The organism is Flavobacterium davisii (genome assembly GCF_019565505.1).
In the GTDB taxonomy this organism is placed as follows: Bacteria; Bacteroidota; Bacteroidia; order Flavobacteriales; family Flavobacteriaceae; genus Flavobacterium; species Flavobacterium davisii.
Genome location: NZ_CP067378.1, coordinates 2,466,387 through 2,480,276, shown reverse-complemented (window position 1 = coordinate 2,480,276; position 13,890 = coordinate 2,466,387). Strand labels below are relative to the sequence as shown.

Here is a 13,890-nt window from a genome sequence, read left to right as displayed (position 1 = left end):
TTTTTAATCTATCGTCAAAATTTGTCTTTTCATTTTATTCGTTTTTTTAAGCATCTCTCATTTTCATTTTATCCTTTTTATTGTAAAGAGGATTAAAAGAATCTGTTATCTTATTCAAATAATAGAAACCCTTTTACGTCTATTTTAATGGAATTATTTTCATACTACAATTTATTTTTTAAGGTGTTGTTGAAGAAACTTGTAATACTTTCCCGTTGTAATATTTATTGCCTGTTAGTGCAAAATCAAAAATATAATTTGCCATTTCTGATGCTGTTATGGGTGCCTGATAACCTCGGAAATGCTTCTTGTAGCATTTCGGTTTGTACTGCTCCTAGGGCAAGGACATTAAAAGCAATACCTTTTTCTTTATATTCTTCTGCCAGTAGTTCTGATAATGTGATGACAGCTCCTTTACTCGAGCTATAAGCTGATAGACCTGCGAATTTCATACTTCCTTGTATACCTCCCATTGAACTTATGGTTACCACATGACTTCCTTTTTGCAAATATGGAATACAAATACGGGTTAATGCTGCTATACCAAAAACATTTACTTTGTAAATATTTTCAAATTCAGCAGACGTAATTTCCTCAAAAGGTTTATGCAAAAAGCTTCCTGCATTATGAATTATAACATCTACTTGTTTCCATGATGATTCTAAAAATTCCCCTACTTGTTTCAAATCATTCTCGACAGCTAGATCTATAGCTAAACAGGTTATGTTTTGATTTTGAAGTAAAGCTTGTGGTCTTTTGCGAGAAATAGCTAATACTTGATGGCCTGCATTGGCAAATTCCAATGCTAATTCATAACCTATTCCTCTAGAAGTTCCTGTAATTATAATATTTTTATTTTTCATCTAACTTAATTTCTTTTGTTGTTGCATTTATCATTTTTTCAAGTACAACTTTACTCTTTCCTATTACTTTTTGAAGATGTTGCATGTCTATTTTTTCAAATTCATCTTTTACATGATGATAAAAATTATAGTTTTCAAAATCAAAAGTAGAGATTGTATGAGCAGGAATGTGATATTCTTCATAAAAAGGATAATTATCTGAAGCTTTAAAAAGTTGATACCTGCTTTCAACGGGGAGATAACCTACCCATTTTTCTCCTGCATACTCATTCATTTTTTTAGCCATGTTTGATTTTGTTATACCGGTCATATAAACCAACATATCTTTTTGATTCATCGGAACCCCTATCATTTCAAAATTAAACATAAAATAAATATCTACCCCTGCATTTTTCATTTTCTTAGCTAAGTGACGTGATCCTAACAATCCTTTTTCTTCGGCTGTAAACAAAGCAAAAATAATAGAGCGTTTATTCGTTTTTTTTTCTGAAAAATATTTCATTAGCTCTAATACGGCTACGGTTCCTACAGCATTATCATTAGCTCCATTAGCTATACTATCTTCTTCTACTTTTGTTGCATTACCTATATGGTCGTAATGGGCACCGATAACTATATATTCTTCTTTTAAAATAGGATCTTTACCTTCAATAATACCTACTATGTTATAAGCTGGCTTATAATAATCTGATAATTTATCTCGATATGTTTTATAAAAGGGCTTTATATCATTTTCTTTGAATTGATTTTCTAAAAAAACCATAACCTTTTCCATTTCTGGAGTTCCCGGTTCACGTCCTTTATTTTCATCTGAGGTTAAAAACTGTAATACTTTCTCAATTCTTTCATTTTTTTGTTGTTTTGTTTCTTGAGCATTCAGTTTTATTAAAAAACCAATTAAAAATATCCCTACTAGTTTATATATATTCATAGTATCTGTTATTTTAATTTTTCCCTTCTTTTTCTATAATCCATTGTAATTCAGAATCTATTTTTTTTTCATAATCTTCTTTTTTTGAAGTTATCGTAATTTCAGGCATTACCCCTCTTCCTTTTATAGCTGATTTTTTTACCACACCTATTTCCATCATTCCTACTCTAAATTTTAGTTTAGAATGAGGTAAAGTTAATACAGGTAATGTACCTGCTACTGTACTATTAAAAGCGCCTCCTGTTTCTTCTCCTACAAAAATGCCTCTATTTATATTTTGTAAATTAGCAGCTAGAACACTTGACGCAGAGAAACTTCCTCCATTTATTAACACATATAATTTTCCTTGGTAATTCGAATCTCTCGGTTGTAATCTATTTGTTAATTTTGATTTTTGATAAAAAAAACCTGTGGGTGATTTTTTTATCGAAAATAAATTTTTGATTGTATAGGGAATGATTATGGGGGCTAAGGAAATGAGAATTCCTTTTGGAACATTACGAAACATATTAGTTACTAAACTGGTTCTATTCGTTACTTTTAATGTATCAACAAAATTGACAAAGTCGGGACTAATATACGTAAATAAATTTTTAATTTCTTCAATACTCCCTCCTCCATTGTTTCGTAAATCGAGTACTAGAGTTGTTACCTTTTTATTATCAATTTCTTTAAAAAGAAGAGAATATGCTTTAGCTTGTTTTCCTCCCACAAATTTTTTTATGCGTAATACTGCCAATGATGAATCTTTTATAGGATAAAGCAATTGTCTTGTAAATTCCTTTTTGATTTCATCATATCCAAAAATATTTTTTTTGTTTTTTAATTCTTTTTCTTTTAATAACTGATTTTTATTTTTTGTTTTACAAATCTTTTTATCTGAATCTTTAGTTTTCTTTACCGTTTCTTTTTTAAAACCTTTTGTTAAAGCTATTCGTGTTAAAACTTTTGTATAAAGACTGTCTTTATACAAGAAATTTACTTGTATACTATCTTTTAATGTTTTTTCTAATTTAAAATAATGAACTATTTTATTTGCAAAAGCGCTATTATAATAAGTTTGATTATACCCATCCGATGCATCTGTTCCTTTATATTTAGCAAATAAAAACGAAGGTGTTATTCCTTGAATATCTTTTACAACGGTACCGACTTTTATACTTGTGTCTTTTGAATGATTTTGGGCAATAATTAATTCATTATCTATATAACTAAAAGTAAATAAAGACAATGGATAAGTACCTTTCTTTTTTAATTCTTTTAACTCATTATGTGTAAATTGTTTTTGTAAAGGCTGTATAGTTGTATGGCCTTGTCTAACACTTGCCACCACTTTACTAATTCCAAAATAAAATTCATTTGGTTTTAAGGGGGTTTTAATAGATTTTTTTAAACTATCGAATTTGAACTTTAAATATTTTTCTGTAATATACAGATCCAAAGAAGGATGTAGTTTAAACAATTTTCTTTGTACAAAATCTATGTCTTCGTGTAATTTTTTTACAGATATAGGCGTTTCTATATGTTGATTTGATTTATATACAGATTGACAATTTTGAAATAGTATCAAAATAGAACTTAATACTAGAATTTTTGTTTTTTCTATCATTTATACAGAGTATTTCTTTATAACATGTAATGAGGTTATATGAGACAATCACTAATTCCTCTACATTTTTTGGCATTATTTGACGTTACAAAATAAAAAAATCCCGAATGTTTTTCAACTTTCGGGACTTAATTATTGTCATTTTATTTTTTATGCTAACATGGTTACTGGATTTTCCATATAGGCTTTGAAAGTTTGTAGAAACTGAGCACCTGTAGCTCCATCTACTGTTCTATGGTCGCATGCCAAAGTAACTGTCATTGTATTACCTACTACAATTTGCCCGTTCTTAACAACTGGCTTTTGAACGATAGCGCCAACAGATAAAATAGCGGAATTAGGCTGATTAATTATTGATGTAAAAGACTGAATACCAAACATTCCTAGGTTTGAAATTGTAAAGGTACTTCCTTCCATTTCGTTTGGTTGTATTTTTTTATTTTAGCTCTTCCTGCCATATCTTTTACTGATGTACCTATCTGTGATAGAGTCATTTGATCAGCAAATTTTAATACAGGAACTACTAATCCATCCTCTACCGCAACTGCAACACCAATATTTACATGGTGATTTAAAATCATCGCCTCTTCTTTCCATTGTGAATTTACTTGAGGGTGTTTCTTTAATGCCATTGCAGAGGCTTTTATTACCATATCATTAAAAGAAACTTTTGTGTTAGGTAAATTATTAATCATAGATCTAGAAGTCATTGCATTATCCATATCTAACTCAATGGTTAGATAATAATGGGGTGCAGTAAATTTAGATTCTGCTAAACGTTTTGCAATAACTTTACGCATTTGCGAGTTTTTCACTTCTTCTTGATAGACTTCACCTGCTGGTATGAAAGGTTGTACAGCAGCTACGGTTGTTGTTGCTTCAACTACTGGATCAGAAATAATACTTGTTATACTTGTATTTACTACAGCTGGATTATATCCTTCTACGTCTGCTTTAGTAATGCGTCCATTTTCACCTGTTCCTCTTACAGCAGCCAGATTGATTCCTTTTTCTTGTGCCATTTTTTTAGCTAAAGGAGAAGCAAAAATTCTGCCTGTATTAGTTAACACTTCTGTTTGAGGATTTGAAGCAGTTTCTACTTTTGATTCTGTAATTTTTTCTAGTTTAGGTTCTTCTGTAGTACCTCCTCCAGTTGAAAAATTAGCTAAAATACCTGAAATATCGGTACCTGCTGGACCTAAGATTGCTAGAATACTATCTACGGGAGCTGAACCACCTGTTTGAACTCCTATATATAATAAAGTACCAGAATTAAATGATTCAAATTCCATAGTAGCTTTATCTGTCTCAATTTCAGCTAAAATGTCACCTTCTTTGATTGTATCTCCAATATTTTTTAACCAAGCAGCCACAGTACCTGTTGTCATAGTATCACTCAAACGAGGCATCGTAACTACTTTTACTCCTGCTGGCATTTCAGAAGACGCTGTAGAATTGACTACAGGCATTTCTACTTGATTTTCTTTAACTGGTTCTTCTTTTTTTGGAGTACTTCCATTTAATAAAGTGGAAATATCTTCACCTTCTTGACCAATAATTGCTAATAATGAATCTACAGGAGCTGTTTGGCCTACTTCAATTCCTATATGCAACAATACCCCTGAATTAAAAGACTCAAATTCCATTGTGGCTTTATCGGTTTCAATTTCAGCTAATATATCTCCTTCTTTTATTTTATCTCCCACTTTTTTAAGCCATGTTGCTACAGTTCCTTCGGTCATGGTATCGCTCAAACGAGGCATGGTAACTACTATTGCCATAATCTTTTATAATTTATGAGGTAAAAATGGATAATTTTCTTGTTCGTACACTACATCATATAATTGTTCAACTGTAGGAAATGGTGAATCTTCTGCAAATTTTTCACACTCCGCTACCAAGTCTACTACACGTTGATCTATCATTTCTATTTCTGCATCTGTAGCGTATCCTTCTGCTTTAATTATATCTAAAACTTGAATAATTGGATCTATTTTTTTGTATTCTTCTACTTCTTCTTTTGTTCTGTATAATTGAGCATCTGACATAGAGTGTCCTCTATAACGGTATGTTTTCATTTCTAAGAAAGTAGGTCCATCTCCACGACGTGCTCTATCGATAGCTTCGTGCATAGCTTCTGCTACTTTTACAGGATTCATACCATCCACAGGTCCACAAGGCATTTCATATCCTAAACCTAATTTCCATATATCGGTATGATTAGCGGTTCTTTCTACAGAGGTTCCCATAGCATATCCATTGTTTTCGACAATAAATACTACTGGCAATTTCCAATTCATTGCCATATTGAAGGCTTCGTGTAAAGATCCCTGACGTGCTGCACCATCGCCAAAATAAGTCAATGTAACCCCATCACGACCAAAATATTTATCCGCAAAAGCAATACCAGCACCTACTGGAATTTGAGCTCCTACAATACCATGTCCTCCATAAAAACCATGTTCTTTATCAAAGATATGCATTGACCCCCCCATTCCTTTAGATGTTCCTGTTACTTTTCCTAATAACTCAGCCATCACTCTACGAGGATCGGTTCCCATACCTATCGGCTGTACGTGATTACGATATGCTGTAATCATTTTATCTTTAGACAAGTCCATAGCATGCAAAGCACCAGCTAATACTGCTTCTTGTCCGTTATATAAATGCAAAAATCCTCTAACTTTTTGTTGAATATACAAGGCTGCAAGTTTATCTTCAAACTTTCTCCAGAACTGCATGTCTTCGTACCACTTAAGGTAGACTTCTTTTGTGATTGGTTTCATATCTAGCTTCTATTTACTTTATTTATTATACCTATATAAATAAAGTCTATTTTTTTTCTAATTAATATACAAAAATGAGTTAAACTCAAATTAATGCACTGCAAAAGTATAACTTTCCTAGTAAGTAGTAAAATTTAATGAATAATTTTTAAATCATAAGAATTTTTTATCAAATGTAAGAGGTAAGAGATTTTCTATAGAATCTGATTTATACACCTCTCCAGTTTCACCCATAAAATAAATTTCTATAAATTCATCTTGTTTGTATTCATATTCAAAAATAGATTGCCTACAAGCTCCGCAAGGAGGGATCGGTTTATCTGTAACTGACATAGTAGACCCCGCAGTAATTGCTATCTTTAATATTTTGGCTTTTGGATATTGAGCTCCTGCGTAAAAAATAGCGACTCTCTCTGCACACAATCCTGAAGGGTACGCTGCATTTTCTTGATTAGAACCTGTTACAATCTGCCCATTATCTAACAAAAGAGCTGCTCCAACATTAAATTTAGAATAAGGAGCATACGCCTGTATTCGAGCTTCAATGGCTTTTTGCATTAATGTTTTCACTTCCTCCGATAACTCAGCTACTGAATCATAAATACTCAGTTTTGTATCAATTTTAATTTCTCTCATCATAAATGTTAAGGGGAAAAAAATCCAAATCTCATTTTACTGAAATTTGGATTCATAATTAATAATTTATTTTTTTAATATTGATCGTAATTATCACCAAAATTAATGGTTAATGAAAAACGTAACGTATTTTCTAGTGGATTTTTAACTTTAGACATTGAAAATAGATATGAAACATCTACCTTTAAAGAAGAATATTTAAATCCAGCTCCTATGGTTGCAAACTTCCTTGCTCCTTTTACAGCACTTTCGTTAAAATAACCTCCTCTGAATGCAAACGAATCTTGATACCAATATTCTAATCCTGCTGCCCAAGTAGTTTCTTTTAATTCCTCACTAAAACCTCCTCGGAGCATCACCAAAAGATTTAAACATACCAGCAACCCAACCTGTATTATTATATTGTGTAATAGCATCTCTATAATCTTTTTGTTCTGAAGGATCTAAAATTCCGTTACCATTGCTATCAATAGCTGTTTTAGGCGTAGGTACTAATAACTTATTAAATTCTAAAGTAGTAGTTAACTTATTATAATCATCAAAAATAAAATCAAATCCTCCTCCTAAACGTAAATTAGCTGGCAAAAAGTTAGAACTACGTTCTACATCAGAATCATACGAAATTTTAGGTCCCATATTTTGAAGATTAAAACCGCCTCTCCATCTACCATTAAAATTACTGTATGCTATTTCAGATGATTCATAATAACCTGCTACATCTACTGCAAAAGTTTGAGCCGATTTAGCATCATTTGTACTTGTAGGAATTCTTAAATTAGAACGAATATATCGACCAGCAACACCCATTGAAAAACGATCACTCAATTGTAAAGAGTAAGATCCGTCTAATGCTAATTCATTTGGGTTAACACTCCCTGTTTGAACTCCTGTTTCATTTCTTAGTTCAATTTGACCTAAACCAAAATATCGAAATCCAACTCCAAAAGCACTTCTTTCATTAAATCTATTAAAATAAGTAAGCTGTCCTAAGGACATATCATTTACTAATTCGGTTAAATAAGGTGTATAACTTACAGAGACTCCTTGCTTTTTTAACGAAAAAGCATACTTAGCAGGATTATATTGCTGTGAAAAAGCATCAGGCGAAGTTGCTACCCCCATATCTCCCATAGATGCGGCTCTTGCATCCGCAGCTATTTGTAAAAATGGCACTGCTGTTGTTATAACTCTATTATCGTTCTGAAACTGAGCAAAGGCACTTACTCCTGTAAAAATCCCGATTATTATTAAACTAAATTTCTTCATTGGATTAAATAAAATGTTTACAAATATAATTTCTTTTCTCAAAGAATCACTAATTTTTCTATTTTTTCCGCTTTTTTATTTGACAAAATTGACTTAACACTCAATCTGTACAGATAAACTCCTTTCCCTATTTTATCGCCAAAATCATCTCTCCCATCCCAAACCAAATCTCTTGATAAAAATCCCGTTGTAGAAACTGTTTGATTTTTAGTCCAAACAATCCTACCTGTTATAGTCATTACCTGAATCTGAATTTCTAAAGGCTCAAAAGGGCGGTTATGAGTAAACCAGAACTCTGTGTAATTAACAAATGGATTAGGATAATTCAAAACATTGGTCAGAACTAGTTCAGAGTCATCTATCACGACAAATTTCAAATCAGAACTTACCATATTATTATAAACATCCCAAGCCTTAACTGTCAGGGTATGTATACCTGAAGATAACTTTGAAAACTGATAATTTACTATTCCTTTTGTATAATCATCTTTTGCTGAATTATAAAAATCATTTAATATGATTGGTTTAGTTTCATCCCCGTCTAAATAAGCTACTATATCGTGACCTATACCTCCTGCTGTATTAATTCCATTTTCATCTTGTAATTCTACAATTAATATTGGTTTTTGATTTACAACACTTCCTGCAACAAACGTTTTATCATTAATGTATAACTGCATTTTAGGAGGGGTTTTATCTTCTGGTGCGTTTTGGTTTACGCCTCCAATTTTCAAGTTCAAATCATAACCTCCTTTATCTTGGTTCTTTGTATCTTCTGCAACATAAAAACTCATTTTTCCATTTCCAATTGGAATTGCAATATCTTTAGGAACCACAAAAGTAAATTGAAATTTACCTTCTTTAACATTAGCATTTCCTCTAAAAATAGTTTCTCCTAAGGCTTTAAAAGACATTTTAGGTAAAACTCCATCATTTGCTAAAGTTGTTTTATCTATAAATTTATCAAAAATACTTACAAACAATTCACCGTTAAAATCATTTTTTAACTGTCCTTTATCATCTTGTATTTCTCCTGAAATTTTTATTTTTGAGAGGGCAGATAAACTTCCTGTGTAATCAGCAATTGGTTGATCATTTATATGTGTCATAACCACCTTAGGTTCAGGTATAGCTAACTTCATTGCTGGATCTCCAATAAATGAAATAACATGATTACCTATATTTAATGATTCTTGTTTTGCCAAACGTACAGCCTCTGCAATCGATACTTTTCCTTTATCTGAATACCCAAATAAATACGGTGCAATTAGTAAATTATATTGTTCTCCTATAAATTGATAAATCAATCTCGATGTAGAAATTAAAGCTACTGGTCCTCCGTATGGATTCTGAAAAGCAAGCTCTCCTCCTGTATCTCTTAAAGGGTTATCATATCGAGTAAACTCACAAGTTACCGTCATAAATAAAGGGAATTTATAAGGATTTGTTAAATTTTTTATATCTGCCAATTCAAATAAACGCTCACTTGCCAAACCACTTTCACCACCATGCCCTATATACACCATAGCTAATGCTCCTTGTGAAAAAGAATTTAAAAACGCCTCTTTTGCCTTAGGATATTTTTGTCCTCCAGAAGTAATAATTTGCTCATAAGCGTCTGTAGAAAATTTTTTTTGCATTAAAAGAAGGACGATTATACAATATTGTATCCGCCATATTATTTAAATTAACCTGCAAAGTCGCATCAGAATCCTTATCTACATCATCTGATAAAAAAACTAAATTATTTCGCCATTTACCTAGTGATTTTTTATCATGATATTGAATTATTTTATCAACCATTTGCTGAGCTTGTAATATATCTTTTGCTAGAATTCTCCCTACAGCAATATCACATCCCTCTACTCCTGTCATACGTCCTTCAGCGGGATCCAACATACCAAAAAACTCATCTGACACAAAGGAATCTGCTAAAGTAAAACTTCCTAACGATTGTAAATTAGGCACCAAGTTTGTATTATTTTTTATTCTATCCTTATAATCAAAGGAAGCATCTCCAAAAAGACATAAATAACTTATTTTTTTTCCGTTTGGTGCCGTTTCATATAAGTACCTCACCAAATTACGAATAGCTCCTATATCTTGTTTTCCTGTTGAAAATTCATTATAAATAGCATCCAAGGTTACAACCTTTACATTTAATTTTGAATAATTCCTATGAAAATCAGCTAAACGATCAGCCTGAGACTTTAAAATCTTAGGAGTTACAATCAGATAATCAAGAGGTTTAACTTGATTATTTTCATCTAAAAAAAGAGTTCCTTTCAAATCTTGATTAAAGACATTAACGCTTTCATCTACTTTAGGATCATAATAATCATTAGGATCTACTAACCAATATTCGTGTACTTTACTATCTATAGGACTCAAAAAGAAAAATCATTTTCAGGACCTTTATTAATTTTGGAAACAGAATTAACCGTGGTCACATCCCAAATTTCAGTAACTGTTCCTATATTTTTAAGATTGTATTGACCTATTAATGGATTGTTTTCAATTCTATTAACCCTAAAGCCAAATTGTTTACCATAACCTATTAGATTAGATTTAGCTCTAACAGTTAAAAAATCTAAATAAGATTTTGCAGAAGGCACACCATTATTGTTATAAGACAAAGTAACGGATATAGTATTAGAAGCATTTTCTTTGTAATTAGATTCAAACGTTCCCTCTTGTCCTTTTACTGTATTTAAATCTGAAATCCCTAAAAATTAACAGCCCTTTGATTAATTCCATTTACCGTTACATTTATAGTAGAAGGCTTAGAACTTATTGCTACTGAACTAAATTCAACAATAACATTATCTCCCAAAACAATATTCGGAACTCTAAAATCAAAAGTATAACTCGGTTTTAAATGTAGTTCTTCGCCAAACCAACGTCTTCCAAACTCCCCCACATTATATTTATCAACTTCATGATAAGTATAAAAATCATATTTATCAAAAATTAAATGAGGAGAACCAGTAGGCTGAATCTTTGTTTCAATTCTTTTCCCTCTATCCCCTCCAGTCGTAATATAATAGTAAGCCTTGTCTGCATATAAATTATTATGCGTCATATTTTCCTCACTCCATTTATCCATCCCTATAGCATAAAACAAAATGTAATCAGAATCATCAAAAACACCATCTTCTTCACCTATTATTTGAATTGCATTTTCTTGTAAATCCAAATTAGAGTTTTCAGAATTTAACAAAGGAATCATGGCACCTCCATTACCATAAATTTTCAGATTACGAGGATCTCCCTTAACATCAACACCTAATCGAGATAAAAAAGACTTTGTTATTTTATATACTCCTGATTTTTCAATATAAAATTTTTTCCAAAGGCCGCTTTGTAAAACGGAATTTTGTAAATTCACAAGACTCGATCTAGAAAGCAATTTTCTAGTTATACCTTCCTTAAAGGTATAGGCAAAAGATATAACTTTTTTATAAACATTCCCTTCTTTATAAATAGGATTAAAACTTAAGACGACCGAAGATTCGTCTCTAAAAACAACATTTCTTATTTTAAAATTTACATTTTCATTAATTTTATTTCGATCCAAAACACCTAACATCGATTCTTCTACTTCTTCTGTTATTAAATCATAACAAATTAAGGATTCTTCTTCTGAAAAAGTATTTTCAGCAATTTTTTTAGAAAACAACAAACTATTCTCTTCAAAATTAAAAACCAGTCCCTCTCGTTGAAAATTAGGAATTGCAACTATTCTTGTTTCATCATACCTTAAAGGCTTTGCAGTCCAACTCAATTCAATATTTCCTGATGACTGAGCATTTAAAAAAAAACAAAATAAAAAACTAAAAAAAACAAAATACCACTTCATACAACTGTAAAACGAAAATTACTTTACCATATTATCGGTAAAAATAAACTTTAATGAACAATAAACTACATTTTAATTCGTTAAACATATATTATTTATCAAATAATTTTGTACCAAAAAAATATTTTAACAACTCTTATTGCTAATTACCCGTTAATTATTATATTGCATCACTTTAAATAATTACCTACTGAAAGTATGAAAGTAAACAAAACGATGACAGTAAGAGCACTTTTATCTGCTATGGTGCTTTTAAGTTTTACTACCAGTTGTAGTAAAAAGTCTAGTACTAAAGACACTTCAGCTGCAACAGGCTGGAAAATTAATGATCCTAATGGAGGTTTCCAGTACAACTCGAATTTCACAAAACAAGAAACAGGTCCTCGGTCTGGTTTTAGTTGAAGGAGGAACGTTTACGATGGGAAAAATTCAAGATGATGTTATGCATGATTGGAATAATACGCCTTCCCAGCAACACGTCCAGTCTTTTTATATGGATGAAACCGAAGTAACGAACATAATGTACATGGAGTACCTAGACTGGATTAAAAGAGTCTTCCCTCCAACAGAAGAAAATTATAAGCACATATATAATGGTGCATTACCTGACACTTTAGTATGGAGAAATCGTTTAGGCTATAACGAAACAATGACCAATAACTATTTGCGTCATCCTGCTTATTCTCAGTACCCTGTGGTTGGTGTTAACTGGTTACAAGCTACTGATTTCGCAAAATGGAGAACCAACCGTGTAAACGAAGCTCTTTTGGAGAGAGAAGGATACATGAAAAAAGGGGCTAAACTGGTAGACACTGATGCTAACAACAGCTTTGACACAGAGGCTTATCTAGTATCACCTTCTACTTCCTTTGGAGGAAATGAAGAAATTATCCTTCAAAAGCAACGTGGTAGATCGAGTTCCAAATCAGCTAAAAAAGCGAAAAAAGATGCAGCTGCTACTAGCGACGCAACTGCTAGTACAGATGGTCCTAAAAATGTATATGCTCAAAAAACTTCTGGTTTATTATTACCCGAATACAGACTTCCTACAGAATCTGAATGGGAATATGCAGCAGCCTCAGATGTAGGTACTCGTGAATACAACACTTATAGAGGACAAAAAAAATACCCTTGGAAAGGTCAGTACACCCGTTCTGGTAACCGCGTGACACGTGGAGATCAATTAGCTAATTTCAAACAAGGAAAAGGAGATTATGGAGGAATTGCAGGCTGGTCAGATGACAATGCAGATATTACAGCCCCTGTAAAATCCTACAAACCTAATGATTTCGGTCTTTATGACATGGCAGGTAACGTAGCTGAGTGGGTACAAGACGTTTACCGTCCTATAGTAGATGACGAAGCAAATGATTTCAACTATTTCCGTGGAAACGTTTATACAAAAAACCAAATAGACAAAGATGGAAAAATTGTTTTCATAACTTCTGAAACGATAAAATATGACACATTAAGTAATGGTAAAGTAATCGCTAGAAGTAGACCAGGAGAAATTGCTCAAGTTCCAGTAGATGAAAACGAAACATACTTAAGACAAAACTTCTCAAGAAGTAACAATATAGGTTTTAAAGATGGTGACAAACAATCATCTCGTTTTTTCAACTTAAATGATGATTCAGGAGAAGACCTAAAGGATAAAAAAAGAATGTACAACTCTCCTATCCACAAAGTATCGCCTGACAGTACAGGTAAAATTGGTCGCAAATTTGATAAATCCGACAAAAGAACTACATTAGTAGGAGACAATGTAAGAGTTTACAAAGGAGGTTCTTGGAAAGATAGAGCTTATTGGTTAGATCCAGCCTCAAGAAGATATTTAAATCAAGATTTAGCTACAGATTTCATTGGCTTTAGATGCGCAATGTCTCGTGTAGGCCCTAAATCAGATTTCAAAAAAACACCAAGAAATAGAAAATAACATA

At 31.8% G+C, this 13,890-nt stretch carries 6 protein-coding genes and 5 pseudogenes; 1 reads left to right on the top strand and 10 read right to left on the bottom strand.

All coding sequences use genetic code 11. The features are described from left to right. Positions 1-178: 178 nt before the first annotated feature. The 10 genes and pseudogenes from JJC05_RS11810 to porU (JJC05_RS17420) all read right to left on the bottom strand — a co-directional run bounded on the left by JJC05_RS11810 (position 179) and on the right by porU (JJC05_RS17420) (position 11,950). Positions 179-863: pseudogene (locus JJC05_RS11810) on the bottom strand (SDR family NAD(P)-dependent oxidoreductase). Then, the gene (locus JJC05_RS11805) at positions 853-1,794 is read right to left on the bottom strand and encodes a M20/M25/M40 family metallo-hydrolase (protein ID WP_235877440.1); all 942 of its coding nucleotides are present in this window, start codon (positions 1,792-1,794) and stop codon (positions 853-855) included. The pseudogene JJC05_RS11810 and the gene JJC05_RS11805 overlap by 11 nt, the downstream one beginning before the upstream one ends. Positions 1,795-1,807: 13 nt before the next feature. Then, positions 1,808-3,403 carry a S41 family peptidase gene (locus JJC05_RS11800; RefSeq protein WP_105196084.1) on the bottom strand — a complete coding sequence of 532 codons (1,596 nt, stop codon included), beginning with the start codon at positions 3,401-3,403 and terminating at the stop codon, positions 1,808-1,810. Between the two features lie 150 nt (positions 3,404-3,553). Next, positions 3,554-5,184: pseudogene (locus JJC05_RS11795) on the bottom strand (dihydrolipoyl dehydrogenase family protein). Positions 5,185-5,190: 6 nt separating this feature from the next. Next, on the bottom strand, positions 5,191-6,189 hold the full coding sequence (pdhA, locus tag JJC05_RS11790; RefSeq protein ID WP_105196082.1) for a pyruvate dehydrogenase (acetyl-transferring) E1 component subunit alpha: 999 nt from the start codon (positions 6,187-6,189) through the stop codon (positions 5,191-5,193). A 153-nt stretch (positions 6,190-6,342) separates the two neighbouring features. Beyond that, positions 6,343-6,825: a cytidine deaminase gene (cdd, locus tag JJC05_RS11785; RefSeq protein ID WP_127823881.1), complete on the bottom strand. Its 483-nt coding sequence runs from the start codon at positions 6,823-6,825 to the stop codon at positions 6,343-6,345. A 74-nt stretch (positions 6,826-6,899) separates the two neighbouring features. Next, positions 6,900-8,091: pseudogene (gene porV, locus JJC05_RS11780) on the bottom strand (type IX secretion system outer membrane channel protein PorV). Positions 8,092-8,129: 38 nt separating this feature from the next. Further along, positions 8,130-10,380, bottom strand: a pseudogene (porU, locus tag JJC05_RS17435) (type IX secretion system sortase PorU). Positions 10,381-10,478: 98 nt separating this feature from the next. Then, the gene (locus JJC05_RS17425; protein ID WP_258928796.1) at positions 10,479-10,727 is read right to left on the bottom strand and encodes a hypothetical protein; all 249 of its coding nucleotides are present in this window, start codon (positions 10,725-10,727) and stop codon (positions 10,479-10,481) included. 89 nt (positions 10,728-10,816) lie between these two features. Beyond that, positions 10,817-11,950, bottom strand: coding sequence for a type IX secretion system sortase PorU, long form (porU, locus tag JJC05_RS17420; RefSeq protein ID WP_258928794.1), 1,134 nt, complete (start codon positions 11,948-11,950; stop codon positions 10,817-10,819). 198 nt (positions 11,951-12,148) lie between these two features. Between porU (JJC05_RS17420) and gldJ the strand changes: the two are divergent. Beyond that, a pseudogene (gldJ, locus tag JJC05_RS11770) lies at positions 12,149-13,886 on the top strand (gliding motility lipoprotein GldJ). Positions 13,887-13,890: the final 4 nt, after the last annotated feature.

What these genes read in the sequence shown, in the direction of transcription:
- JJC05_RS11800 (WP_105196084.1), bottom strand. Translation starts at nt 3,403, where the DNA reads ATGATAGAAAAAACAAAAATTCTAGTATTAAGTTCTATTTTGATACTA.
- JJC05_RS11805 (WP_235877440.1), bottom strand. Translation starts at nt 1,794, where the DNA reads ATGAATATATATAAACTAGTAGGGATATTTTTAATTGGTTTTTTAATA.
- pdhA (WP_105196082.1), bottom strand. Translation starts at nt 6,189, where the DNA reads ATGAAACCAATCACAAAAGAAGTCTACCTTAAGTGGTACGAAGACATG.
- porU (WP_258928794.1), bottom strand. Translation starts at nt 11,950, where the DNA reads ATGAAGTGGTATTTTGTTTTTTTTAGTTTTTTATTTTGTTTTTTTTTA.
- cdd (WP_127823881.1), bottom strand. Translation starts at nt 6,825, where the DNA reads ATGAGAGAAATTAAAATTGATACAAAACTGAGTATTTATGATTCAGTA.